Source organism: Opitutaceae bacterium TAV5 (assembly GCA_000242935.3).
Lineage (GTDB): Bacteria > Verrucomicrobiota > Verrucomicrobiia > Opitutales > Opitutaceae > Geminisphaera.
Genome location: CP007053.1, coordinates 4584173 through 4609937, shown reverse-complemented (window position 1 = coordinate 4609937; position 25765 = coordinate 4584173). Strand labels below are relative to the sequence as shown.

Sequence of the window (25765 nt, the reverse complement as noted above, 5' to 3'; positions counted from 1 at the left end):
TCCATCTTTCGCTGGATCATCAGGGACCCCCATGATATCTTCGCTCCCTGCCCAATAAACCGATGCCTGTAGCTGCCAATATCCGGACTTAAGGTCCAAGGCGCGGTTAGCTGCAGAGCAAAAAACGATAAGCCCTTGAGGAAGGGATGCCTGTTCTACTCTGGTCACAGGATCATCTTCAATTAGCTCGCTCGAGCTATCACCGCCGACAAATCTTGTATTCATACCAAAACTCGGGCCTAAACTCAGATAATAATCTTTCATTCCACCCGAGGGATTTTCGGCAACCACTTCATCATACCGTTCAGCCTGTTCATTGATATATAAAACTGCCTTAAATCGATCCCCCAAATATGGCCGAAGACGGTGGGGCCATCGATGATTGGGTTCATTCATGGAAACATCTCCGCCGCCTTCGCTTGTCGCTTTGCCATCGCCATCATAACCCTTCATCAGAACACCACGATTTTCATCGGCTGCCACCATATAGGCAGTCATGAGCTGTCGCGCTGCCGACACTTCCCTAGCCTTGTAAGCCTGCTTCCGACAAGCAGCCACGGTTGGAATAACTATCGCCGCCAGTATTCCAATGATCGTGATGACTGTCAGTAATTCGATGAGTGTGAACGCAGCACAACCGGGGCAGGCGTGTTTGGTTGGCCGACTGGTGACCGTTTCCGACCGATATCTTTCCCGAGTGATGAGCATCCGCTTTTTTGAGACTGAGTCCCGATACTAGCAGATAATCCCGCCCATTTTCATCCGGTTGCTTCCGTTTTTTTTGTTATTTTTTACGAACGGCAGACCGAAAAAGGAGAAAGTGTCCTCTGAGCCGACAGACCGGGATACATCCTGCGTAAGTCAGCCCCTATCGGCGAGATGAAGCCGTCTGGACCCGGCGGCGGTGTTCGCCGGGAGGATAGCCGAATAGAGCCCGGAAGGTGTGGTTGAACTGCGCCAGGCTGTTGTAGCCCACGGCCATGGCCGCCTCGGTGACGTTGCAATCGCCGCGTTCAAGGAGGCGGGCGGCGTGCTCCACGCGGATGCGGCGCAGGTAGCTGGCCAGCTTTTCCCCAAACTGGCGGGAAAAAAGATGGCTCAGGTACGAGGGGCTGACACCTGCCGCCGTCGCAATCTCCGGGAGGGAAACGGCGTCGGTGTAGTGCGTGCGGATAAAGGCGACCGCCCGTTCCACCGCCGGATGCGGCCGGGTGCCTGTGCTTCCGATCTGCACCACCTCCGGCGCGTCTCCCGGATCACGGGTGTCACCGGCGCGATTGTCGCCGGTCGCGCGAAACGTGCCAACCGGGCACGAAGCGCCTTCGGGAGCGGCTTCCGGGTGGATCAGGGTGAGCAACTCCAGTAACTTGGAACCGTACCAGACTTCCTGCATGAGACCCCGGTGCGCCGTGCGCAGGGCCAGCGTCAGGGCGCGTAACTCGGGCGAAGCGGGCGCCGGACCCAGCATCGGCCAGGTGTCGACCGGCAGCGGGCCGCCCGGATGCCCGTACCGGTGACCGGAGCCGGCAGGGGGTGTGTGCCCCAGCACGGCATGGATCATGTCGAGGCGAAAACGCCAGAGCAGGAAATGCGCGGCCGGCTCTCCGGTCCGCGCCACGCGGAGCCCCGGGACGGCGACAAAGGCGGCAAACCGGTCGGGACCGAGGACACACTCGCAGGCCGCCGGAGGGAGCTCGCCACTGCCGCTGTTCTTGCCGGAGGCGGCAGCAAGGCACGAACGGGAGCCCGGACCGGTGTCGCCCGGCACGAGCCGCCAGCGCGTACTCCCGGAAAGACCGATGGCGACCAGAAAATCGCAGGCCTCGCTCCCGTTACCACCGGAACCGGGTGCGGACGGAAAAGAAGGACAGGAGCGGATGGTCGGCGTCTCGTCGGACACCGGTACGGCCGGAACGAAGTCCGACCCGATCAAGCGACACTCCTCCAACTGGTGGCCGTTGTCGCTGGCCCGGGTGAGCACTTGCCGGGTGGTTTCCATGGTAGTTTCCAAATCGGTTACGGTTTCGCCCTCCTGTTTGGCTCTCCGGCAGTCGAACGCAAGACGAGAGTGAGACCTAATCTCATTTTTAATAAGCAGACATTAGAGCGGTTCAATTAAAGCTGTAGCCGTTTTTAACCACGGATTTCACGGATTATCACGGATTCAAACCATGCCTTGCCGCTTCCTTCTTATCCGTGTGCATCCGTGATATCCGTGGTTCTGTTTTCAGGATCCTGTACGGCTACAATTTTTAAAAAAATGCTCTAACAAATGGATAAATTTCAGGATTCCGATCCGGTTGGCCGCGAAAGAGCGCAAAGGGTCTCTTTTGCAGGGAAACTCTCCCTGGCGTTTATAAACGCCACGCAACGCTTCATCGGCATGGAGACTTTTGCGTCTTTTCGCGGCCATTTCCTCCGGTCCGTTTGGCACAATCGCTCCGGCCTTCTTCCGGCTTCCGGATTCCGGATTCCTTCTTGCAGTCATTACACCAATTTCCCGAAGTCCCGGGATTTTTTACACAAAGATCGCGAAGGTCGCGAAGAAGCAGCGGGAAGAGGTTTTGCGGTTTTTGGTTCTTCGCGTTCTTTGCGAGCTTTGTGTAAAAGCAGGATCGGCAGGAGCACCGGGTATTACGCTCTTTTACGTCTCTCCCGACAAAAATCCGGTTTCACCCGAAGGAGGCGGAGCGGGTCTCCCGGGCACCGAAAAAGACGCCCCTGGTGGCGGCGTCTTCTTCAGTGTGTATCCAAATAACGGACACAACGGCGGCAGCGCGTCAGGCTGGCGTGGGCGCGGGGGCGCCGAGAGCGTCGGGGGCGGTGGTCTCGCCGGTTTTCTTCGGCGCGGGCTTGCCGTCGGAGCCGGTCGGCGGGATGGCCGGCGGGCTCGTGCGGATGACAGGCGAACGGATTTCGCCGAACTCCACGATCTCCTGCACGTGCTTGCCTTCGATCGTCTCGTACTCGAGCAGCGCCTCGGCGATCTTGTCGAGCGAGGCGCGATGCTCGGTGATGAGCTTCGTGGCGCGTTCGTACTGATCGTCGATGATGCGGCGGATTTCGGAGTCGATCTTCTGCGCAGTGGCCTCGCTCACGTGCGAGGTGCGCGTGATGTCGCGGCCAAGGAAAACCGTGTCCTGGTTGTCGCCGAGCGCCAGCGGACCGAGGTCGCTCATGCCCCAGTCGCACACCATGCTGCGGGCGATCTTGGTGATCTGCTTGATGTCGCCGGCGGCGCCGTTGGAGATGTCGTTCATCACCAGCTCTTCGGCAATGCGGCCGCCGAGGCCCATGGCGATCTGGTTGAGCAGGCGTTTCTTGTGCTGCGTGAGAATGTCCTTTTTCGGGATGAACATCGTGCTGCCGAGCGAACGGCCGCGGGGGATGATCGTCACCTTGTGGACAGGCAGGATGCCGTCGTCGAGGAGCGCCTGCACGAGCGCGTGGCCCGCCTCGTGCCAGGCGGTCATGCGCTTTTCCTCGTCGTCCATGGCGCGGCGGTGCTCGCGGCCGAAGAGGACTTTTTCGCGGGCGTCGTCGATGTCGATACGCTCGACTTTTTTCTTGTTGCGGCGGGCGGCGAGGAGCGCGCCTTCGTTGAGAAGGTTGGCAAGGTCGGCGCCGGAGAAACCGGAGGTGCCGCGGGCGATCTCGGTGAGGCTGACGTCCTCGCCGAGGTTGATCTTGCGGGCGTGGACCTTGAGTATGGCCTCGCGTCCGACGAGATCGGGCAGGTCGACAAACACCTGGCGGTCAAAGCGGCCGGGACGCAGGAGCGCCTGATCGAGCACGTCGGGGCGGTTGGTGGCGGCGATGATGATAACACCTTCGGAGGTGTCGAAGCCATCCATCTCGACGAGCATGGAGTTGAGCGTCTGTTCGCGTTCGTCGTTGCCGCCGCCGAGGCCGGCGCCGCGCTGGCGGCCGACGGCGTCGATTTCGTCGATGAAGATGATGCAGGGCGCGTTCTTGCGGCCCTGTTCGAACATGTCGCGCACGCGGCTGGCGCCGACGCCGACGAACATCTCGACGAAGTCGGAACCGGATACGCTGAAGAAGGGCACATCGGCCTCGCCGGCCACGGCCTTGGCGAGGAGCGTCTTGCCCGTGCCGGGAGGGCCGACGAGCAGGATGCCTTTGGGAATCTTGCCGCCCATTTTCTGGAATTTTTTCGGGTCGCGCAAAAACTCGACGACTTCGGAAATCTCCTCCTTGGCCTCGTCGCAGCCGGCGACCTGGGTGAAGGTGATCTTCTCGCGGTCGCGGTTGAGCAGCTTGGCGCGGCTCTTGCCGAAGGTGAGCGCGCCGCGGCTGGCGTTGCGGAGCTGGCGCACGAAAAGAAAATAGAGCAGGCCGATGAGGAGGACGATCGGCACGAAGTTCGTCAGGAAACTCGTCCAGAACGTGGTGGCGGGGCGCTCCTCGAAAACCTGTGATTTTTGCAGGATTTGCAGATTGTTATCGATGAGCGTGCCTTCGGCGCGGAAGGCCTTGGCCTTGCCCTTGCCGTCCGGAGAAACGGGCGCGACGCTGTCCTTGAATTCGCCGGTGACGACGACCCAGCCGATACCGCGGATGACGCCCTTGGCGATGTCGCCGTTGGCAGCGTGGTCCACGACCTGCTGGATTTTCAGCTCGGAACTGGCCTTGGGGTTGCCGGGGTTGAAATAGACAACCGCGAAGAGCGCGGCGAGAATGGCGGCCCAGATAAAGAGCACTTTCGGCTGAAAGCGGTCCGGAGGCTGGTTTTTCAGCGGGCGCCTTTTGGGTTCTTTGTTTGAGTCAGACATTAAGTAAAAGTTCGGGTTTGGGACTTGGGCAAACGGTGCAGGTTCCCTCTGGCAAGTCAACGTGGCCAGCACTTAATGACGCGGCCGGCCGCGCACCGAGGCCTTTTGCCAGGCGAGGTGTTTTTGGCGAATTATCGCAAAACCATGTTTTCCAAGACTAAAGCGGGTAGGCTGCGCGGCGGCGACTTTATCCAGTAATAAATCAAATCCCTGTCGGGAGAGATCTGTCGGCGTCGGCAAGGCGGCGAGCCAGCCGTGCAGCACGCGGCGGAGCACGGCACGCGGCGCGCCGGCGAGCGGCGCGAGCGGCAGGCGGCCGTCGGCCGCGGGAGTGGGAGCGGAGAGCCGGGCGGCCCAGTCCTCGAGCGCGGCGTTGTCCTCGTCGAGTTGCGCGCGGGTGAGCGCGGCGCCGGCGAGCGCGTCGCGGCCGTGAGCGGCGGCGAGCCAGCGCGGCAGGACGTCGAGACGGATGCGGTTGCGAAAAAAATCGCCGGCGCCGTTGCTCGCATCTTCCCGCCAGGTCGCGCCGGCGGCGGAAAGCGCGGCGACCAGGTCGGCCTTGGAGAGCGTGAGAAGCGGACGCAGGTGCACGCGACCGGTCCGGCGGCCGCCGATGCCCGGAAGCGCCTGCACGGGCCGCGGCGCGGCCAGCCCGGCCGCGCCGCTGCCGCGCGCGATCCGCATGAAGAGTGTCTCGGCGATGTCGTCGAGCTGGTGACCGAAAAACAGGCAGCGGATGCGGCGGCGCGAAAGTTGCGCGGCAAAAAAACCCATCCGCGCCTCGCGGGCCGCGGCCTCGCTCACTTTTTCGTTCGCGTTTACGCCACCGTCCCCCCTCGCCCCCCCCTGCCCTGCTTGCGAGTCGCGGGCACGTCGGGTCATCGGCAGGTCGCGCGCACCCGCGGCATACGCGACGCCGAGCGACGCGCAGACGGCGCGGCAAAAGCGTTCGTCCGCCGCCGATGCCCGTCCGCGCAGGCGATGATCGAAATGCAGGGCGAGCAGGCGCCCCCGCCGTTCCGGCCAATGAGCCCAGAGCAGGAGCAGCAGGGCCAGCGAATCCGCCCCGCCGGAAAAAGCCACCGCCCAGCGCTCGCGGCGCGCTCCGGCCCGGCCTGCCTCACCCGCCTCCGCCGCCGCGGCAAACGCCAGCACCGCCGGATGCAACCGCTCGCGCGGGAGCACGGCCGCGAGTCGGGCGGCGATGGCTGGCCAGCGATTCCGGTTGGAAGTGCGAACGGACATGGCGGGACGGATAAAGGAAATCCCGGTGGCAGGAAAACCGTCCGGATCAACAGGCTCCGGAGCGGCCCGGGCAACTCACAAAAAAACGCCCGGGGCAAAAGGCACCCGGGCGTCCGAAAAAACAGGAAGTCGTCCTGGAGTCCTGAAAAGCGGGGGCTTATTTCTTGCCGCCGCGACGGAACTTGGAGGTGAACTTCTCCACGCGACCGGCGGTGTCCACGATGCGTTTCTCGCCGGTGTAGGCGGGATGCGAATCCATGGTCACATCGCGCAACACGACGTGGTACTCTTTTCCGTCGATCTGCTCCTTGCGGGCCGACTTCATCGTCGACTTGGTCAGGAAGCGCTTGCCGGTGGCGACATCGAGGAAACAGACGTTGTTGAGAACGGGATGACCTTCAGCTTTCATGATATTATAATTCCCTGATAATTGGCCGATTGCGGCGGATTAACCCTGGCGGGCCTTGTAACGCGGGTCCGTCTTGTTGATGACGTAGATGCGACCTTTGCGACGCACGACCTGGCAGTCCGGGTGACGCTTCTTGGCAGACTTGATGGAGGAGACGACTTTCATAAAAAGGTCCAAAACACCGATCCGCGCTCCCCCTGTCAAACGGAATATTGGAGCGATTCGAAGGCGATTCTGAAAATACGTTTTTTGAACAGAAGAAAACGAAGGGAACGAAGATAAAATAAAGCGGGATAAGCGCCCTTGGGGAACTTCTAAAAATCCCCAAGAACCGGACAAAACAGGACACAGAGGACACGGGGCGCGGACACAGAGAACACGGAGGGCAGGATGACTCCGCAACAAACAAACGTTCCCTTCAGCCGGACAGCGCTCCGTGTCCTCTGTGTCCAAAATCAATTTTTAGAACCTCCCCTTGGTTGTTCTTCGTTCTCTTTGTTGCCTTCTGTTCAATTTCTGGAGGTTTCCTTAAAACCATTCCCGGATGCCTGGTTCCCCGCGTCGCCGGCTCCGTCCGCCTCCGGTGTTTCCGCTTTTCCACTTGCTGGTTCTCCCCGCCCGTCGTGAGAGTGGACCCTTTCAGGACACACTTACACGCGCCATGCTCGATCCGAAACTCCTCCGCGAATCGCCCGAACTCGTCCGCGCCGCGATTGCCAAAAAGCATCTCGACGTCGATCTCGACGCCCTCCTCGCGCTCGACTCCGCCTGGCGAGCCCAGCTCACCGAGGTCGAAAACCTGCGCGCCCGACAAAAAGCCGCCAACGCCGAAATGGCGAAGCTGCCCAAGGGTTCGCCCGAATTTATCGCCAAGGTGCAGGAAATGAAAACCGTCTCCGCCGCCGTGAAGGCGCGCGAAGCCGGGCTCGACGAGATCGGGGCCCGCCACAAGCAGGCGATGCTCACCCTGCCCAACCTCCCGCACGCCAGCGTGCCCGAAGGCCGCACCCCCGAGGAAAACGTCGTGTTCTCCACGTGGGGCGATCTCGCCGCCATCCCCGCCGCGGCCGCCGGCTCCGCGCGGCCGCACTGGGAAATCCCCGGTTTCGAAAAACTCTTCGACTTCGCCCGCGGCGCCAAGGTCACCGGCGCCGGCTTCCCCTTCTATGTCGGCGACGCCGCCCGGCTCGTGCGCGCGCTGCTCCACTTCTTCCTCGATGAAAACGGCAAGGCCGGCTACGAAGAGGTCAACCCGCCCATCTTCGTCAACGCCGCCAGCGCCACCGCCACCGGGCAGCTTCCCGACAAGGAAGGCCAGATGTACGAGGCCCCGGCCGACGGTTTCTACGCCGTGCCCACCGCCGAAGTGCCGCTGACCAATTTTTTCCGCGACGAGATCATCGACGAAGCCGCCCTGCCCGTCCGCCGCTGCGCCTACACCCCGTGCTTCCGCCGCGAGGCCGGCAGCTACGGCAAGGACGTGCGCGGCCTCAACCGCCTGCACCAGTTCGACAAGGTCGAGCTCCTCAAGTGGGTGCATCCGTCCACCAGTTACGACGAGCTGGACAAGCTGCGCGACGACGCCGAAAGCCTCCTGCGCAAACTCGGGCTGCCCTACCGCGTGCTCCTCATGTGCGGCGGCGACCTCGGCTTCGCCCAGTCGAAAAAATACGACCTCGAAGTCTGGTCCGCCGGCCAAGGCCGCTGGCTGGAAGTGTCGAGCTGCTCCAATTTCGAATCGTTCCAGGCCCGCCGCGCGCAGATCCGCTTCCGCGGCAAGGACGGCAAACCCGAACTCGTCCACACGCTCAACGGCTCCGGCCTCGCCGTCCCGCGCGTGCTCGCCGCCCTGCTCGAAAACAACCTCCAGCCCGACGGACGCGTCAAGGTGCCCGCCGCGCTCGTTCCGTATTTCGGCAAGGACTACGTGACCTTCCCGGCCTGACGTATCCGCCCGGCGGAGCGGCTGGCTTGTTTCAGACAATCCGCCGCCGGACGGGACGACAGTCCCGCGGGACCGGATCGGGCGCATTGCTCCCACCCTCGCCCCCGTTTCAATCGCCATCCGCTTGCCATGTTGATACGTTAGCAAAAATAAGCTGGAACCTTCGTCCGCCTGTGCTTTCCCATCCGTCCTTCTGTTTTCCTCTCTCCCCCGTTCTTCCAACCATGATTGAAGTCAAAGGCCTGGTGAAAAACTACGGCGCCAAGCGCGCCGTTGATAACGTCAGCTTCCGCGTCCGGCGCGGTGACATCCTCGGCTTTCTCGGCCCCAACGGAGCCGGCAAGTCCACCACGATGAAGATGATCACCGGCTACATCACCCCGACCGCCGGCACCGCTCTGGTCGCCGGGCACGACGTCCGCCAGGACCCCGTCGCCGTCAAGCGCGCCATCGGCTATCTCCCCGAAAGCGCGCCGGCCTACGGCGAGATGACCGTCGAGGAGTTTTTGCGTTTTATCGCCGAAGCCCGCGGTTTCCGGGGCCGCGACGAACGCCAGGCGAAGATCGACCGCGCCATCCAGCTCACCCGGCTCGGCAGCGTCCGCCACCAGACGATCGAAACGCTTTCCAAAGGCTACCGCCAGCGCGTCGGTTTTGCGCAAGCCCTGCTCCACGACCCCGCCGTCCTCGTCCTCGACGAACCCACCGACGGACTCGACCCCAACCAGAAAAACGAAGTGCGCACCCTCATCCGGTCGATGGCCGCCGAAAAGGCCGTGATCCTGTCGACCCACATCCTCGAGGAAGTCGAGGCCATCTGCACGCGCATCATCATCATCTCGCAAGGCAAGCTCGTCATCGACGAGACGCCCGAAGCCTTCCGCGCCCGGCAGCCCGGCGCCCGGCTCGACGAGATTTTCCGCACGCTCACGGAGGGCACGGAAGGCAAAAGCTGAAACGCCGAAACCGGTTCCTCCCGCTTTCAGCCGTCCGGCGTTTCCCGCCCGTTGCCGCCTCCTCCATTGCCGTTTTTCCCGTCCGCCACAGCCTCCTCCTTTCAGCCTTTCAGTTATCAGCTTTTCAGCTTTTTCCCGCCATGATCTGCCCAGTCTTCAAACGCGAATTCCTCGGTTACTTCCGCTCGCCGGTTGCCTATGTGTTCCTGATCGTGTTCCTCGTGGCCTCGGTCGGGCTCGCCTTCTTCATCGGCAATTTTTTCAAGAACAACACCGCCTCGCTGGAGAGCTACTTCATGTTCCTCCCCTGGCTGCTGCTCTTCTTTGCGCCCGCCGCCGGCATGCGCCTCTGGGCCGAGGAAAAACGCAGCGGCACCCTCGAGCTTCTCTTCACGCTCCCGATCACCACGCTCCAGGCCGTCGCCGGGAAATTCCTCGCCGCGTGGGCGTTTCTCTCGCTCGCGATCCTGCTCAGTTTCCCCATGGCCATCACCGTCGGCTACCTCGGCGATCCCGACTGGGGTGTCATCGCCAGCAGCTACCTCGGCGCCGTCCTCATGGCGGGCGGCTATCTCGGCATCTGCTCGCTGACCTCCGCCCTCACCCGCAACCAGGTCATCAGCTTCGTCCTCAGCGTCATCATCTGCCTCGTGCTCGTCCTCCTCGGCTGGAGCGTGTTCAACGGCGCGCTCGGCTCCTTCCTGCCCGTCCAGGCCGTGGACTTCGTCGCCAACTGCGGCTTCATCCCGCACTTTGACCCGTTCACCAAGGGCATCATCGATCCGAAGGACCTGATCTACTTCCTCTCGCTCATGGGCTTCACGCTCTTCCTCAACGTCATCGTCCTCGAACGCTGACCGGCTGCGCCGGAGTCACCCTTCCACCCACCTTTCCCAATCATGAAAACCGGAAGCAAAATCATCGCCGTCCTCCTCGTCGTCGTCGCGCTGATTCTCGTCAACTACCTCGCCTCGCGTCTCCCGTTCCGGGCCGATACCACCGCCGGCGGCGTCTACACACTCTCGCCCGGCACGAAGTCGCTCCTCGGCAAGATCGAGGAGCCGGTCACGCTGGACTTCTATTTCTCGCGCGACATCGACGGCCTGCCCACCTCCTACAAAAACTACGCCTCCCGCGTCCAGGAACTCCTCCGCCAGTACGTGCGCGCCTCCGGCGGCAAGCTCACGCTCAACGTCATCAACCCCAAGGCCGACTCCCCCGAGGAAGAACGCGCCGCCGGCGCCGGCCTCCAGCCGCAGACCATCCCGACCACCGGCGAAAATGTCTACTTCGGCCTCGTCGCCACCCAGGCCGACTTGCAGAAAAACATCCCCGTGCTCAATCCCCAGCGCGAGTCGTTCCTCGAGTATGACATCTCCCAGCTCGTCCACAGCGTGCAACTCATTGAAAAACCCAGGCTCGGCCTCATCACCAGCCTGCCCCTCGCCGGGCAGCAGCCCAACATGATGATGATGATGCAACAGCAGCAACGCGGCACCCCGCCCCAGTTCATCTACACCGAGTGGGAAAACGCCTACACCATCGTCCCCATCGAAGCCGCCTCCACGGAAACACTCCCCGACAACCTCGCCGCCCTCGCCATCATCCACCCGCAGGGCATCCCGGAAAAACTCGAATACCAGATCGACCAGTTTCTCCTCGCCGGCCATCCGGTGTTCCTCGCCGTCGATCCCGGCTCGCAATACTTCCGCCGCTCGGGCGGCCAGATGGCGATGATGGGCATGCCCCCGCAAAACATCTCCAGCGATCTCCCCCGCCTGCTCAAGGCCTGGGGAGTGAGCTACAACCCGGAAAACGTCGTCGGCGACCTCAAGCTCGCCACCCCGATCAACACCGGCCGCTCCGTCGAGCGCTACCCGGTCTGGCTCAGCCTCGTCCAGGACAACCTCGGCCATGACGCCCAGCCCACCGCGCAACTCAGCTCCCTGCTCTTCGCCGAGCCCGGCAGCTTCACCGTCGACACCGCCGGCAGCGGACTCGCCGTCACCCCGCTCGCCGAAACCAGCGACCAGGCCGGCGACGTGCCCTCCTTCACCCTGCAAATGGCCCAGCCCGAAGATGTGGCCAAACAGATCATCCCCTCCGGCAAAAAACTCCTCGCCGCCCAGCTCACCGGCGTATTCAGGACCGCCTTCCCCGACGGCCCGCCGAAGGCCGACAAAAAAGACGACGCCGCCGACAAGGACGGTGAAACATCCGACGACGACGCGGACAAAACCGCCGCCGCCGACAAGCCGGACAAAACCGCCGCGCCGGAAAAGCCCGCCGCTCCCGCGCTCAAGGAAGGCAAGTCCACCGTCATTCTCGTCGCCGACACCGACTGGCTCTTCGACGATTTCAGCATCCGCCGCTCCAATTTCCTCGGCACCGAAGTCGCCGAACCGCTCAACGACAACCTCGCCCTCGGCAGCAACATCGTCGACGCCATCGCCGGCGCGCCCGATCTCATCTCGCTGCGCGGCAAGACCAATGTCGACCGCCCCTTCACCGTCGTGCGCGACATGCAGGTGGTCGCCCAGAAAAAATACCAGAGCAAGCTCTCCGAACTCGAAGTCCGCCTCAACGACGTGCAGTCGAAGCTCAGCCAGCTCATGGGCAAATCCAACGAAGGCAACCGCCTCGTCGCCACGCCCGAGATGCAGAAAGCCATCGAGGATTTCCAGAAGCAGGAGATCGAGATGCGCCGCGAACGCCGCGAGATCCGCCGCTCCCTTCGCGAAGACATCGACGCCCTCGAATACAAGCTCGCCGCCGTGAACCTCTTTTCCATCCCTGCCGCCATCGTCATCTGCGGCCTTCTCTTCTACCGCAGCCGCCGCGGGAAAAGCTGAAATTCCCGCACCTCCCGCCACCGCATCCATCCTTTCAGCCTTTCCGTTTTCAGCGTTTCAGCTTTTTCCGCCATGAAGCTCAAGACCCTCCTCCTTACCGTCCTGATTCTCGCCGCCCTTTCCGGAGCCACCTGGTTTGCGACCCGCCCGCAAAAACCCGCGACTCCCGAAGGCAACGGGAACGTCGGCGCACCTGTCGCCCCCGCGGCGAAAATCGCCGGGGCCACCCGGGTCAGGATCACCGACGACGGCAAGACCGTCGAACTCGCCCGCCAGCCCGACGGCACCTGGCACGTCACCAGTTATTACGACCTGCCCGCCGACTTTTCGAAACTCACCCGTCTCGTCGCCGACCTCACCGGCGCGAAGATCGACCGCTTCGTCTCCGCCCGCCCCGAAGTCCTCAAGCGCCTCGAATTCAACGGCACGCAGATCGCCTTCTACGGCGCTGCCGACGCCGCGACCGGGGCCGCTCCTCTCTGGTCCCTCGACCTCGGCCGCACCGCCGAGTCGGGCGGCGGCCGCTACATCCGCTACACCGGCGAGGACAAGGCCTACCTCGCCAAACTCAACCTCTGGCTCGATACCGAATCGAAAAACTGGGCCGACAGCGCGCTCACCACGCTCAAACCCGCCGACATCGCCAAAGCCGAATTCACCTTCCCCGAAGGCGACCCGCTCACCGTCACGCGCAAGGACAAGGACGCGCCCTTCGAGGCCACGCCCGCCCGCGCCGGCCACACCGTCAAGGGTGATGCCATCACCACCCAGCTCAACAACCTCACCGGCCTGCGCCTGAGCAACACCACCGGGCCCGATGCGCCCGATGCCGTCGACGCCCGCAACCATGCCCGCACCGTCAAGCTCACCACGTTCGACAACCGCACGCTGACCATCGCCCTCGGCCGCCGGCCCGCCGAACCCGCCAAACCGGCTGCGAAACCCGAAACGGACAAATCCGCCGACAAGGACAAGGCGGCCGGTTCGGGCGAGACCCCGGCAACCGGCGAGCAGACCGCGCCCTCTTCCGATGCGGATCAACCTGCCGACACGCCTGCCGCCGCCGAACCGGGCAAGGAAGACACCGGCAAGCCCGCCGGTCCGGTGTATGTTTTTGTCACCGACACCAAGGCCGACGCGCCCGTCAATGCGCTCATGAAAAAGCGCGCGGTCGAGGTGTATGAATTCGTCTACACCAGCCTCCCGGCCAAAGCCGACGATCTCCTGGCGCCGGAAGAGCCGAAAAAAGAAGCGCCAAAGCCGGGAACTCCGGAAGCCGGCACCGCGAAGCCGGATCAATAACGTGGCACGGGCATCCCTGCCCGTGAGCGTTGCCTCTGCGCGTGGCGCGGGCTTTTTCCGCCAAACGCCCGCTGACGGCGAAGCCGCCGGGATTGGCAAGAAAAGTGGCACGGCCAACGCGTCCCCGCGTGTGGCTTGCGGGACGTCCTTGACCATCCCCTCTCACACCACCCGCGCCCAGAGCACCTTCAGGTAGCGGCTTTCCAGGCAATTCGAATACACCGGGTGATCCGTCCCCGGCCCGGTCTTCGCGAAAAACTGCAACCGCCGTCCCAGCCGGTGCGCCGCCTTGATGACGTGCTGCTCGAAATCCGGCTCCTCCAGCAGTCCCGAGCACGAACACGTGACAAACACCCCGCCCGGTTTCACGAGGCTGATGGCGAGCTGGTTCAGGTCCTCGTATTTTCTCCGGCCCTCGGCGTTGCCCGGATTCTCGCGGGTGAAAATCAGCTTGGGCGGGTCGAGCACCACGACATCCCACGACTCGCCGTTCTGCTGCATCTGCCGCGCGTACGCGAAGGCATCCGCATGGACAAAACGGATACGCGCCTGGTTGAGGTTGGCGTTGCGTTTCGCCTGCGCGATGGCCGCCTCGTCGAGATCGACCGCCGTCACCTCGCCCGCGCCGCCCGTCACCTTGGCGTTGATCGAAAACCCCGCCGTGTAGCAGCACAGGTCGAGCACGCGCGCCTCCGGTGTCACGAGTTGCGCAATCGCGCGGCGGTTGTCGCGCTGGTCGCAGAAAAAACCCGTTTTGTGACCCTCCGTGAAATCGACTTCGTAACGGATGCCGTGTTCGCGAATTTTGACCAGACGCGGCGCGGCGGCGTTGGTCTCGTTGAACCACGACGGCTTGATCCCTTCCAGGCTGCCGAGGTCGTGGTCGACATGGACGCGGGCGAACGTCGTGCCCGCCTGTTCGTGCAGCAGCGGCAGCCACTCCGGCAACCGCCGCGCCATGCCGAACGACGTCACTTCGCACAGGAGCGTCTCGCCGTAGCGATCGACGATCAGCCCGCTCAACCCGTCGCCGTCGGAATTGACGAGCCGGTACGCATCGCTCACGTCATCGAGCCGGAATACCTCGCGGCGCAGCGCCACGGCGCGGCGGATGGCCTTTTCGAAATACGCCTCGCCCAGCTCCGCCTCCGCGCCGTGGGCGACGACGCGCAGGACGATCTTGGCGCGGGGATTGTAGAGCCCGGCGCCGAGTTTTTGCCCGGCCTTGTCGTAAACGGTGACGAGATCGCCCGGCCGCGCATCGCGCGATACCTCGCCGAGCAGCCGCGGGAAAATCGCCGGCTGGAACGTGAAATATTTGAGCTGCGCCCACGGCGTGGGGCGTTCGGCAGGCGGGACGGAAGCGGGTGGCGCAGGCGGTTGTTCGGCAGGCGGCATGGATGGAATGCCGGAATTTGAACCAAATCTGCACGCAGGCGGTCGAATCAAAATCCCGGTCAACCGCCAAAGAATCCGCCAGAGCGCATGATTTCCCTCGGTGTCGATGCGTTCCGGATTCAAACCGGAACGGCCACAAAAAACACGAAATTCCCTTCTGTGCGACGAGAATCTCCCGCGCGCTTATAAGCGCGATGGAGGATTTCATCCGCGGCATGTCTTTTCGTGTTTTTCGTGGCCATTCTTTCTCTCCCTTCGGTTGCGGCACAGCCAATCCGTGCAATCCGTGGTCAGGAAGCTGGCAGTCGCGCCATCCTTGTTTTCAGGCCTTCTTTTTCAGCTCCCCGTCGTGCCGGACGTCGCGGGCCTGGGTGAGGAAGATCATCTCCTCGGCGATGTTGGTCGCGTGGTCGGCGATGCGTTCGATGGACTTGGAGATGAACATCAGCTCGAGCGCGCGGCTGATCGTGTCGGGACGCTCGATCATGAAACTGCTCAGTTCCCGGTAAACCTGCTTGTTCAGGATATCCACTTCCTCGTCGCGCCGGATGATCTCGACCGGTTTCTGTGAATCGGTCTCGATGAAACAGTCGAGCGCATCGCGGAGCATCGCCGTGGCGAGGCCGGCCATGCGCGGGATGTCCACGTAGGGCTTGAGCGGCGGTTCGACGGCGAGCTTTTTCACGCGCTTGGCGATGTTGGAGGCCTCGTCGCCGACGCGTTCGAGATCGTGCGAGGCTTTCATGCCCACGATGACGAGCCGCAGCTCGGTGGCGATGGGGGCGCGCAGGTTCATGTAGCGGATGGCCTCGTTGTCGATTTCGATCTCGAGGTGGTCGAGTTCGTCGTCGCTCGCGATGACCTTGCGGGCGAGGTCGATATCCGCATCGACGAGGGCCTTGATCGCCTGGTTGACCTGGCTGATCGCCAGTTCGCCCATGAGCAACAGGTGCGAGCGGAAGGATTCGAGTTCGGTGTCGAAGAAGCGTTTCATTTGAAAAGTTTTTTGGTGAACCAGAGAGGCACAGAGAACAAACACGGAGAGTTAACCACTGATGCACACTGATGGACACTAATAAGAGAAGAGGAGAATGGGGCGGCAAAGGGAGCCTGGATGCGTCACATTTTTATGGGTACTTCTTTCTCCGGTCATTAGTGTGCATCAGTGTGCATTAGTGGTTAAAAACGGTTTTGGTTTTTTTATCCGAAGCGGCCGGAGACGTAGGCTTCGGTTTGCGGGTTGGAGGGGTTCATGAAGATCGTGCGCGTGTCAGCGTATTCGATGAGCCGGCCCATGTAGAAAAAGGCCGTCCTGTCGGAGCAGCGGGCGGCCTGCTGCATGGAGTGCGTCACGATGATGATCGTGTAGTCGTTTTTCAGTTCGTGGATCAGCTCCTCGACCTTGGCTGTGGCGATGGGGTCGAGCGCGGAGCAGGGCTCGTCCATCAGGATGATGTCGGGCGACACGGCGATGGCGCGGGCGATGCAGAGGCGTTGCTGCTGCCCGCCGGAAAGGCCGAGGCCGCTCTCGTGCAGGCGGTCCTTCACCTCGTCCCAGAGCGCGGCGCCGCGTAATGATTTTTCAACGACTTCATCGAGCTTGCTCTTGGACTTCACGCCCTGGATGCGCAGTCCGTACGTGATGTTTTCGTAGATGGATTTGGGGAAGGGATTCGATTTCTGGAACACCATGCCCACGCGCTTGCGCAGCTCGATGGGATCGACGTCGGAGCCGTGGATATCGTGCCCGCGGATGCAGATCGAACCGCCGCCGATGCGCGTGCCGTCGATGAGATCGTTCATCCGGTTGAGGCAGCGCAGGAGCGTGGACTTGCCGCAGCCGGAAGGACCGATGAAGGCGGTGACGCGTTTTTCCTCGATGCGGAGGTTGATGTCGAAAAGGGCCTGTTTCTCGCCGTAGTAGAAGTCGAGGTGGTCGACATCGATCAGCGTGACGGCCGCGCCGGCGGCGCGGGGGGCCGGCGGACGGATGACCGGCCGCGAATCGGTCGCGGGAGCCCCGGCGGGGGCGGAGGCGGAAACAGGAGAGGTGGTGGTCGTGGTGTTTACCATTGGTAGCGGCCGCGGAGTTTGTTGCGAAGAAGGATGGAGCTGGTCGCGATGAGGCCGACGAGCAGGAGGAACACGAAGGCGGTGCCGTATTGCACGCGTTCCGTGTATTCGTTTTGCGGAATTTTCGAGGAGACGACGTAGATGTGGTAGGGCAGCGCCATGACACTCTGGAAGAAGAAGTCGCCGATCCTGTCGACCTCCCAGGGAAGTTTGTCGCGGACGACATAGGCGGCGGTGAACATGATCGGCGCCGTCTCGCCGGCGACGCGGGCGATGCCGAGAATCGACGAGGTGAGGATGCCGGGCATCGCGTACGGCAGGACGTTGGTGCGGATCGCCTGCCACTTCGTGGCGCCGAGTGCGAGCGCGCCTTCGCGGAAGCCGCGGGGCACGGCCTTGAGCGCCTCCTCGGAGGCGGTGATGACCACCGGCAGCACCATGAACGCGAGCGTGAACCAGCCGGCGAGCAGCGAGACGTTCCAGCCGAAAAAGATCACGAAGAGCCCGAAGCCGAAAAGCCCGAACACGATGGAGGGCACGCCGGCGAGGTTGATGATGGCGAGCCGGATGAAGCGGACAAAACGGCCGTCGCGCGCGTATTCGCTGAGATAGATCGCGCTGCACACGCCGAGGACGAGGGCGATGGTCATGGAGCCGATGGTGAGGAGCACGGTGCCGACGATGCACGGCCAGATGCCGCCGGCGGAGTGGGCGTAGCTTTCGGAACGGACCGGCGCGGGCGCGGTCTGGCCAGCGGCCAGCGCCTCGGCTTCGCGACGCTTGCCGAATTCGCGAAACTCGCGGTCGCCCATCTGCTGTTTTTTCCCGTCGAGCTCGAAGACGTGCAGCGTCTCGGGCGATTCGGCGAGAAAGGTGTTGGTGAAATACGGGAAGGAGGACGTCGCCCGGAACGAACCGAAGACGGTGCTGCTGCCCTTGAAGATGATGTCGGCAAAGATCAGCGCCCCGCAGAGCAGCACGGTGTAGGTGGCGATGCGGAAGATCCAGAAAAGCCCGCGCTCGGCGGTATCCAGCGCGCCGGGCCGGGCAGCGAAAGGATTGGGGGAAGAGACTGGTGATGGCGGGTTCAAGGATGAAGGTGTTTTCAGGATGGGCCGGAGCGGTCCGGTCCGGCCGGTGATTTTCAGCCGATGGAGATGCGGTATTTGCGGACGATTTTTTGCGCAAGCCAGTTGATCAGCAGGGCGAGGAAGAAGAGGACGAGGCCGACGACGAAGAGCGCGCGGTAGTGGATGCTGCCGCGCACGACCTCACCCATTTCCTGGGCGATGATGCCGGTCATGGTGTGCACGGGCTGGGTCACCACGCCGAGGCCCGCGGTGAAATCGGGGATGGCGATGCGGTTGCCTGCGCAAAGGAGCACGACCATCGTCTCGCCGATCACGCGGCCGAAGCCGAGCAGCGTCGCCGAAATGATGCCGGAGAACGACGCGGGCACGATGATGCGGATGATCGTCTGCAGGCGCGTGGCGCCGAGCGCGAACGAGGCTTCCTTGAAGGCGCGGGGCACGTTGTTGAGCGCGTCCTCGGCCAGCGTGAAGATCGTGGGCACCGCGATGAGTGCGAGCAGGCAGCCGGCGGTGAGCGCGTTGAGGCGCTCGGCGAACGGGAAGCCGGGCACCCAGGAAAGCCATGACACGCCGGAGAGCACGCGCAGCGCCTGGCCGAGAACCGCGATGCCGAAAAAGCCGAGCACCACGGAGGGGATCGCCGAGATGAATTCGATGGCGGGTTTGACGATCCGCTGCTCGCGCACGGTGGCGATCTGGTTGATGTAGATGGCGGCGCCGACCCCGAACGGCACCGCCAGGGCGAGCGCGATGGCGGAGACGAGGAGCGAGCCGGTGAACAGCGGCAGGATGCCGTACCAGTCCTGCCAGAAACTCGCGGTCAGCCAGCGCGTGCCGGTGAGGAAGGCGGTCAGCGATTTCCAGGCGGGAACGGGCGCGGCGGCGTCCCAGGTCTCGAGGCGGTGGAGCACACCGGGAAAGGTCTCGAGGTACTGGCGCGTGAGCTCGGCAAAGCGCGCCATGCGCTTGTCGAGCGCGGGGGAGGACATCGCGGGCGGCTGCGCGACGATCTCGCGGAGTTGTTCCGCAAGCGTGGCGGTGGCCTCCCTGAAGGCGGGAAGGGTGCCGGTGAGGAGCGCCGTCTCGGCCGCGAAGTCGATGGTCTCGGTCTCCACGGCGGCAGCCTCGGCGGTTTTTCCGGCGGCGAGGAGCTGGGCGCGTTCGGTGAGACGATCGGCGTTGGTCAGTTGACGGGTCTTGATCGCGACGGCCGCGTCGGCGAGATCGGAAACGAGGCCGCGGACGGGATCGATGCCGTCCGCAAAGCGGTTCGAGAAATCGTCGAAGGGCGCGAGACGGGCGTTGGCCTCGGCCAGCGAAAGGGGGGCGGCGGATGCAGGCGCGGTGAGTTCGCGCACGGCCTGCATGCGCACGTCGGAGAGATAACGGGTGAGAGCGGTGTGGCCTTCCCCGATCTCGCGCATGCCGTCCACGTATTCGAGGCCGGCCTGGCGGTAGATGCGGAGGTTGTCGCGGTTTTGCGTGAAAAACTCCGCGCCTTCGCGAAAGAGGAAGAGGGTGATGAGCGCCAGCACCACGACCGCCATGATGGCGTTGCCGCCGAAGAAACCCCGGATGCACTCGTCGAGCGTGAGCCCGAAGAGACGCGTACGCGCCTTGTTGATGGCGAAGGCGCGTGGAGCGGTTTCAGCGGCGGAAGGTCCGGATGGCGGTGGCGGCGTGAGGGTGGCGGGCATGCGCAGGTTTTTATGAGCCTTGCGAGCCCCGCGAGAATTTCGCGGGGCTCATGATGGATCTGCCGTCGTTCAGCGTATCGGCACGAACCCGATCTTCTCGGCGATCTGCTGGCCCTTGTCGCTGAGCGTGAACTCGAGGAATTTGGCGGCTTCGCCGGTGGGCTCGCCGTTCGTGTAGTAGAACGTGGGGCGGGCATACGGATACTTCTTGCCCTGCACCTCTTCCTTGCTCGGGGTGTGGCCTTCGATGGCCACGACCTTGATGCCGGGGGCGTTGATGTAGGCGAGGCCGACATAACCGATGCCGTTGGCGTTGCGGGCGACTTCGGAGACGATCTGCTCGTTGCCGGCCATCTTTTGCGAGGAGGCGGCATAGTCGCGCTTCTTCATGGCGAGTTCCTTCCAGTCGGAATAGGTGCCGGAGGAGGTGTTGCGGGTGTAGACCGAAATCGCGCCGGGCGTGCCGCCGACCGCGGACCAGTCGGTGACGTCGCCGGTGAAGATCTGCTCGACCTGGCGTTTGTTGAGGCCGGTGACGGAGTTGTTCGCGTTCACGATGAGCGCGATGCCGTCGTAGGCGACGATGGTGGGCTTGAGCGTCACGCCCTTGGCGCTGGCGCCGGTGATTTCGGTGGCCTTGGCGCGGCGGGAGGACATGCCGATCTGGGCGGTGCCGTCGATGATCGCGGAGATGCCGGTCGTGGAGCCTTCGGCGGCGATCTCGAACGAGATGCCGGGATGCTCCGCCTTGTATTCCTCGGCCAGCATGGGCACGAGCTTGGCGCCGAGCGTGTCGGAACCCTTGATGACGAGCTTCTGGGCGGAAGCCGATGCCGCGCCGGCGACGAGCGCGAGGGCGGCGGTGAAAAGAGTGATGGATTTTTTCATGACGTTAACAGTGATTGTAGTTTTGTAGCCTTACGAAGGTTCAGAAGTTGACCTGGAGCTGGGAGCGGATGCCGGAGACGGTTTCATCCGAGCCGGCGGCTCCGTTGATGGCGCCGCTGGTCTTGCCACCGACGTAGCCGAGCTGGAATTTCACATCGGTGCCGACGAAGTAGTAGTTCACGCCGGCGTAGTACTCATCCATCTTGTTGCGGAAGCCGGAACCGGCGGCGTACTTGATGCCGTCCGAAGCGCGGATGCCGCGTCCGTCGGTGTCGACATGGCTGTAGCGCAGGACGAGCTCGAGCTTGTCGGTCAGCAGGTACGAGGGCTGGATCCAGATGCCCCAGGGCGAGGCGTCGTCGGTGGCGCCGTAGGCGCCGTTGTCGACTTTGCCGGCCAGCACTTCGCCCGCGAGCGTGAAGCGGCCGATGGTGGTGGTGCCGTAGAGCGACGCGATGGTGAGATCATCACCCTGGCCGCGGCCACGCGGAGCAGCGCCGGCCCATCCACCCTGGTCGGGCAGGTAACCGAGACCGGCCCCGATGGTCCAGGTGCCGGAGGAGAACTTGCCGCTGTAGCCGGCGTTGACCCAGAAGGCGGGCATGTCGTTGTTCCAGAGATCGCTCTCGTCGTCACCGGTGGTCTTGTCGCCGGAATCGGTGCGCTCGGGATTGGTGATCGCCGCGCCGTAGAAGAAGCCGGTGGCCTTGCCGGCGGCGGCGGCGGAATTGAAGTCGGCGAAGGCGCCGATGCGGTAGCTGGCGGCGCCGAGGCGGCGGCCGTTGTTGTCCTCGACAAAGAAGCGGGTCGCGGCGGAGCGTTCGATCGCCTTCAGGCTGCCGGACGAGGTGTACTCTTCATAACCGACGTTGACCTTGCGCAGGCCGAAATCGAGGGCGAGGTCCTGGTCGAGGAATTCACCTTCCCAGCGAATGAAAGCCTTGTCGAAGCTGCCGTCGCCGGCGAAGTCGTAGTTGACTTCGGCCGACCAGGCGGGGCCGAGTTTGGCGCTGGCGCCGACGTAAATGCGGCGGAGGCCGAAGTGGTTGTTATGGGCGGAATTGTTGCTGTCGGTATCGAGAGCGTAATATTGCGCCTGGACGCGGCCGGTGATCTTGAGGCCGGTCGTGGACTTGCCACCGGAGACGGTGGAAAGGATGGAGGCGTCGGCCTCCTTGGTGAGGTCCACGCGAATTTCTTCGGCTTCCTGGTCGGTGAGGACACCTTTGCGGACGAGCGCGTCGAGGAGCGCGCCGCTGTCGCTGGCCAGAGCCGCCGTGGTGGTGGCGAGGGTGGCTGCGCCGAGGAGCGCGAGCCGTTTGGAGAGAATCGTAACCATATGTGTGGTGTGTTCCGGGTGTTGGTTTCTGGTTTGGCGCCAGCCCCGGACTTGCCGCGACTGGCGCGGACATACCTTCACAGGGAAATGTTACGATTCTGTGGCGGAATTGTTACGAAGGAGTGATAAAGAGGCCTTGGGCAGGTATTGGAGCGGCGGCGTCCCCGCCGCCGGACGGGGCAACTGCTCCGCAGGATCGGAAGGCGCGCTGTCGCGCGTCCGGCGGCGAGGACGCCGCCGCTCCGACGCGCCCTACTCTTCCTGCCGCAGCACCGCCAGCGGCGGCTGGCGCGTGAGTCCTCGGCCGGAAAGCAGCCCCGTGAGCACCGCCAGCGCGGCAACGCCCGCGACCGCCCCGGCCAGCAGGCCGGCGGGGAACGCCGGCGGCGCGGCGAAAACGAAGCGGGCCAGCGCGACATTGGCGGCCATCGCCAGCGCCGCGCCGGTCAGCGCGCCAAACAGCCCGAGCGCCGCGTACTCCGCGATCTGGATGCGCATGAGCTGCGCCCCCGACGCGCCGAGCGTGCGCAGGAGCACGATCTCGCGGATGCGCTGGCTCCGGCTCGTGAGGACCGCGCCCGCCAGCACGATGATGCCCGTGCCGAGCGTGAAAAACGCGATAAACTGCACCACCGCCTCCACTTTGGAAAAGATCGAGTCGAGCGTCTGCATGACCATGGCCAGATCGATGGCCGAGACGTTGGGCAGGGCCTGGGTCACGGCCTGCTGCACGCGCGCGGAATCGGCTGCGGTGGCCGTGCGCACGGCCATGACGTGAAACTGCGGCGCGCCCTCCAGCACGCCTTCCGGAAACACCACAAAAAAGTTGGGCGACAGTTGCCGCCACTCGACTTCGCGCAGGCTGGTGATGCGCGTCCGCATCGGCACGCCCTGCACGTCGAAAACCAGTTCGTCGCCGAGCCCGAGGTGCATGTCTTTCGCCAGGCCGGTCTCGAGGGAGATCGGGATAATGTCCTCGCCGCCGGCGTTGCCGGCAAAACGGCCGGTAAACTCGCCCGCGACCTGTTTTTCGGAAGCGGCCAGCGCGCCGCGATACGTGGAACGGTACTCGCGGCGGAGCGCCCAGCGCGGGATGTCGTTGCCCGGATCGCGCAGCACGTCGGCCACCGGCACGCCCTTGATCGAGGCGAGCTGCATGGTGACGATCGGGGCGGAGTCGCGAATCTCCGCCCCCTGCCCGCGCAGGATTTCCGTGAGCGGCGCCACCTGGTCTTCCTGGATGTCGAAGAGCATCAGGTTGGGGCGGTCGCGACCGTCGCTGCCGGAGAGCTGCGCCACCAGCGTGCTGCGCGCGAGCCCGAGCGTGAGCAGCAGGCAGGTGCCGAGGCCGAGCGAAAGCAGCAGGAGCAGCGTGCGGTTGTTGGGGCGATAAAGATTGGAAATGCCCTGCCGCCAGGCGTAACCGCCGGCAATCCCCGGCAACAGGCGCACCGCACGCCGCGCCGCGAGCATCAGCAGGCGGGCGATGCCGGCGAGGACGCCCAGCCCGGCGAGCAGGCCGCCGACGAAGCCGAGCGCATGCGTCCAGCGTCCGGTTTGCCAGAGAGCGAAACCGAAGACGGCGGCCACGATCAGCCCGTACACGCTCCAGCGCAACGGATCGAATTGCGGGGCCGGCGGCTCGAACGCGGCGCGCAATGCCCGGAGCGGCGGCACCCGGCGGACGGCCAGCAGCGGCAGCAGCGTGAACAGGAAACAGATGCCCAGCCCGGCCAGAAAACCACGCGCGACCGCCGGCCAGGAAACGAAAAACTCCACGTCCACCGGCAGCATCGCGTGCAGCGTCGTCGGCAGCGCGAGTTGCACGGCCACGCCGAGCGCCGCGCCGAGTCCGGCCCCGAACACGCCGAGCGCCAGACCCTGCGCGAGGTAGGCGGCAAAACATTGCCGCGAACTCGCGCCGAGGCAGCGCAGGATGGCGACCGTCGCCAGCTTTTGCCGGATGTGGACGTGGATCGCGCTGGCCACGCCGATCGCGCCGAGAAAGAGCGAGATGAAGCCGGTGAGGCTGAGGAAGGCGTGGATGTTCTCGATGGAGCGGCCGAGTTGTTCCTGCCGTCCGGAGACGGTCTGCAAGCGCAGGCGCAGCTCCTCGAGGCGGGGACGTTCGGCGCGGGCGAGCGCATCGACATCGGTGCCGGGCGGGAAACGGAAAAAGGCGCGGTGCCGCACGAGCGAACCGAAGCCGAGCAGGCCGGTTTCGGGCAGCGAGGAAAGCGCCACGACCACGCGCGGCGAAAGCGTGGCGACGGACATGGTTTCGCCGGGGATCTGGTCGAGCGCGCCGGCGATGGCATAGGTCTTGCGGCCGAGCCGGATCGGGTCGCCGACCTTCGCGCCGAACTGCACGAGCAGGGTTTTCTCGACCAGCGCCGAGCGGCCGTCGGCCAGCAGCGAGGACGCGCCGGCGGCGGGGGTCGCGGGTTCGGTGACGATATCACCATAAAACGGATACGCGCCTTCGAAGGCGCGGATGGTGGCCAGCCGCGTCTGCCCGCCGGATTGCGGAAAGGTGACCATCGAGGAAAACATCGCCTCGCGTGCCTGTTCGCTGCCGGGGACGCGGGCGGCGAGGTGGTCGAGCGCGGCGTCGATCTCCGGCGACCAGCCGCTGCGCGAGGTCACGGCGAGGTCGGCGCCGAGGAGCGAGCGCGCCTGCCGGTCGACGGCGCGGCGGAGGTTGTCGGCGAGCGAGCCGATGGCGACGAGCGCCGCCACGCCGAGCATGATCGCCGTGGACGAGAGAAAGAGGCGGCGGCGGGCGGTGCGCGAATCGCGCCAGGCAAAGAGGAGCGGGAACATCCGGGAAGTTTTAAAAATTCATTTTTGAACAGAAGGAAACAAAGGTAACGAAGGTAAAACAAAGAAGATTCTGAATAAGAAGTTATTGAATTTAATAAAGTTAACAGGAGTGACGCAGTAAGCCTCCTTGGTTGTTCTTCGTTCTCTTCGTTGCCTTCTGTTCAATTTTCAGAACCTCCCATCCGTGTAATTTTTTTGTATTTAATCTACCACGACACCGTCGCGCAGGCGCAGGCTGCGCTGGCAGAGGGAGGCGAGTTCGGAGTCGTGGGTGACGAGGACGAGCGTGGTGCCGCGTTCGCGGTTGAAGCCGAAAAGCAGCTCGATGACGGAGCGCGACGTGGCGTGATCGAGGTTTCCGGTCGGCTCGTCGCAGAAGAGGATGCGCGGCGTGTTGATGAAAGCGCGGGCGAGCGCCACGCGCTGCTGCTCGCCGCCGGAAAGCTGCACGGGATAATGGTCCGTGCGGGAGCCGAGCCCCACGCGTTCGAGCAGGGCGCGGGCCTCGCCGGAGCGTGCGCCGGCCTGACCGCGCAGTTCGAGGGGGACGAGCACGTTTTCGAGCGCGGTGAGCGTGGGGATGAGCTGGAAGTTCTGGAAGACGAACCCGACGTTTTCGTTGCGCACGCGGGCGCGGCCGTCCTCGGAGAGCGCGCCGAGATCGGCGCCGGCCAAGGTGACGCGTCCGGCGCCGGGACGGTCAAGGCCGGCGCAGAGGCCGAGCAGCGTGGTCTTGCCGCTGCCCGAGGGGCCGACGATGGCGAGCGTTTCCCCGGCATGCAGCGCAAAGCTCACATCGCGCAGCACGGTGAGAGGGCCGGCGGCGGTGGGATAGGTCTGGGTGAGTTGTTCGACTCTGAGGACGGGTTGTTCTTCGCTCATGCGTGCAGGGGTTCAGGAAATGCCGGCACAGGGTATGTTGCCAGCCCCGTGTGCAGATTGACGGCGGTTTTT

20 protein-coding genes are annotated in these 25765 nt (G+C 64.0%); 5 read left to right on the top strand and 15 right to left on the bottom strand.

Annotated features, from left to right (window positions below):
* Positions 1-260 precede the first annotated feature (260 nt).
* The 6 genes from OPIT5_19600 to OPIT5_19575 all read right to left on the bottom strand — a co-directional run bounded on the left by OPIT5_19600 (position 261) and on the right by OPIT5_19575 (position 6612).
* Positions 261-392, bottom strand: coding sequence for a hypothetical protein (locus OPIT5_19600; protein AHF94534.1), 132 nt, complete (start codon positions 390-392; stop codon positions 261-263).
* Positions 393-868: 476 nt separating this feature from the next.
* On the bottom strand, positions 869-2011 hold the full coding sequence (locus OPIT5_19595; GenBank protein ID AHF92115.1) for an AraC family transcriptional regulator: 1143 nt from the start codon (positions 2009-2011) through the stop codon (positions 869-871).
* 769 nt (positions 2012-2780) lie between these two features.
* Positions 2781-4793 carry a cell division protein FtsH gene (locus OPIT5_19590; protein ID AHF92114.1) on the bottom strand — a complete coding sequence of 671 codons (2013 nt, stop codon included), beginning with the start codon at positions 4791-4793 and terminating at the stop codon, positions 2781-2783.
* A 72-nt stretch (positions 4794-4865) separates the two neighbouring features.
* The gene (locus OPIT5_19585) at positions 4866-6038 is read right to left on the bottom strand and encodes a tRNA(Ile)-lysidine synthetase (GenBank protein ID AHF92113.1); all 1173 of its coding nucleotides are present in this window, start codon (positions 6036-6038) and stop codon (positions 4866-4868) included.
* Positions 6039-6195: 157 nt separating this feature from the next.
* Positions 6196-6447, bottom strand: a complete 252-nt coding sequence (locus OPIT5_19580; GenBank protein AHF92112.1) for a 50S ribosomal protein L31 — start codon at positions 6445-6447, stop codon at positions 6196-6198.
* A gap of 39 nt (positions 6448-6486) precedes the next feature.
* Positions 6487-6612 (bottom strand): 50S ribosomal protein L36, encoded by a 126-nt coding sequence (locus OPIT5_19575; protein ID AHF92111.1) that lies wholly within the window; start codon positions 6610-6612, stop codon positions 6487-6489.
* A gap of 496 nt (positions 6613-7108) precedes the next feature.
* On the opposite strand from OPIT5_19575, the gene OPIT5_19570 reads away from it, so the two are divergent.
* The 5 genes from OPIT5_19570 to OPIT5_19550 all read left to right on the top strand — a co-directional run bounded on the left by OPIT5_19570 (position 7109) and on the right by OPIT5_19550 (position 13502).
* The gene (locus tag OPIT5_19570) at positions 7109-8392 is read left to right on the top strand and encodes a seryl-tRNA synthase (protein AHF92110.1); all 1284 of its coding nucleotides are present in this window, start codon (positions 7109-7111) and stop codon (positions 8390-8392) included.
* Positions 8393-8616: 224 nt separating this feature from the next.
* Positions 8617-9348 carry a multidrug ABC transporter ATPase gene (locus tag OPIT5_19565; protein ID AHF92109.1) on the top strand — a complete coding sequence of 244 codons (732 nt, stop codon included), beginning with the start codon at positions 8617-8619 and terminating at the stop codon, positions 9346-9348.
* A 140-nt stretch (positions 9349-9488) separates the two neighbouring features.
* Positions 9489-10205 (top strand): ABC transporter permease, encoded by a 717-nt coding sequence (locus OPIT5_19560; protein ID AHF92108.1) that lies wholly within the window; start codon positions 9489-9491, stop codon positions 10203-10205.
* Between the two features lie 42 nt (positions 10206-10247).
* Positions 10248-12200 carry an ABC transporter gene (locus OPIT5_19555; protein AHF92107.1) on the top strand — a complete coding sequence of 651 codons (1953 nt, stop codon included), beginning with the start codon at positions 10248-10250 and terminating at the stop codon, positions 12198-12200.
* A gap of 72 nt (positions 12201-12272) precedes the next feature.
* Positions 12273-13502, top strand: a complete 1230-nt coding sequence (locus OPIT5_19550; GenBank protein ID AHF92106.1) for a hypothetical protein — start codon at positions 12273-12275, stop codon at positions 13500-13502.
* A gap of 162 nt (positions 13503-13664) precedes the next feature.
* Here OPIT5_19550 and OPIT5_19545 read toward each other — a convergent pair whose 3' ends face one another.
* From OPIT5_19545 to OPIT5_19505, 9 genes are all read right to left on the bottom strand, one after another.
* Complete coding sequence (locus tag OPIT5_19545; GenBank protein AHF92105.1) at positions 13665-14900, bottom strand: PUA domain containing protein; 1236 nt, start codon at positions 14898-14900, stop codon at positions 13665-13667.
* A gap of 322 nt (positions 14901-15222) precedes the next feature.
* Positions 15223-15894, bottom strand: a complete 672-nt coding sequence (locus OPIT5_19540) for a PhoU family transcriptional regulator (GenBank protein AHF92104.1) — start codon at positions 15892-15894, stop codon at positions 15223-15225.
* A 206-nt stretch (positions 15895-16100) separates the two neighbouring features.
* Positions 16101-16973 carry a phosphate ABC transporter ATP-binding protein gene (locus tag OPIT5_19535; protein AHF92103.1) on the bottom strand — a complete coding sequence of 291 codons (873 nt, stop codon included), beginning with the start codon at positions 16971-16973 and terminating at the stop codon, positions 16101-16103.
* Positions 16967-18064: a phosphate ABC transporter permease gene (locus OPIT5_19530; protein AHF92102.1), complete on the bottom strand. Its 1098-nt coding sequence runs from the start codon at positions 18062-18064 to the stop codon at positions 16967-16969. The genes OPIT5_19535 and OPIT5_19530 overlap by 7 nt, the downstream gene beginning before the upstream one ends.
* 53 nt (positions 18065-18117) lie before the next feature.
* Positions 18118-19761 carry a phosphate ABC transporter permease gene (locus OPIT5_19525; GenBank protein ID AHF92101.1) on the bottom strand — a complete coding sequence of 548 codons (1644 nt, stop codon included), beginning with the start codon at positions 19759-19761 and terminating at the stop codon, positions 18118-18120.
* 69 nt (positions 19762-19830) lie between these two features.
* Entirely contained in the window at positions 19831-20649 is an 819-nt protein-coding gene (locus tag OPIT5_19520) for a phosphate-binding protein (protein ID AHF92100.1), read from the bottom strand.
* A 40-nt stretch (positions 20650-20689) separates the two neighbouring features.
* Positions 20690-21988, bottom strand: coding sequence for a porin (locus OPIT5_19515; GenBank protein AHF92099.1), 1299 nt, complete (start codon positions 21986-21988; stop codon positions 20690-20692).
* A gap of 252 nt (positions 21989-22240) precedes the next feature.
* Positions 22241-24829: an ABC transporter permease gene (locus OPIT5_19510; GenBank protein AHF92098.1), complete on the bottom strand. Its 2589-nt coding sequence runs from the start codon at positions 24827-24829 to the stop codon at positions 22241-22243.
* A gap of 183 nt (positions 24830-25012) precedes the next feature.
* On the bottom strand, positions 25013-25693 hold the full coding sequence (locus OPIT5_19505; GenBank protein AHF92097.1) for an ABC transporter: 681 nt from the start codon (positions 25691-25693) through the stop codon (positions 25013-25015).
* Between the last annotated feature and the right edge of the window lie 72 nt (positions 25694-25765).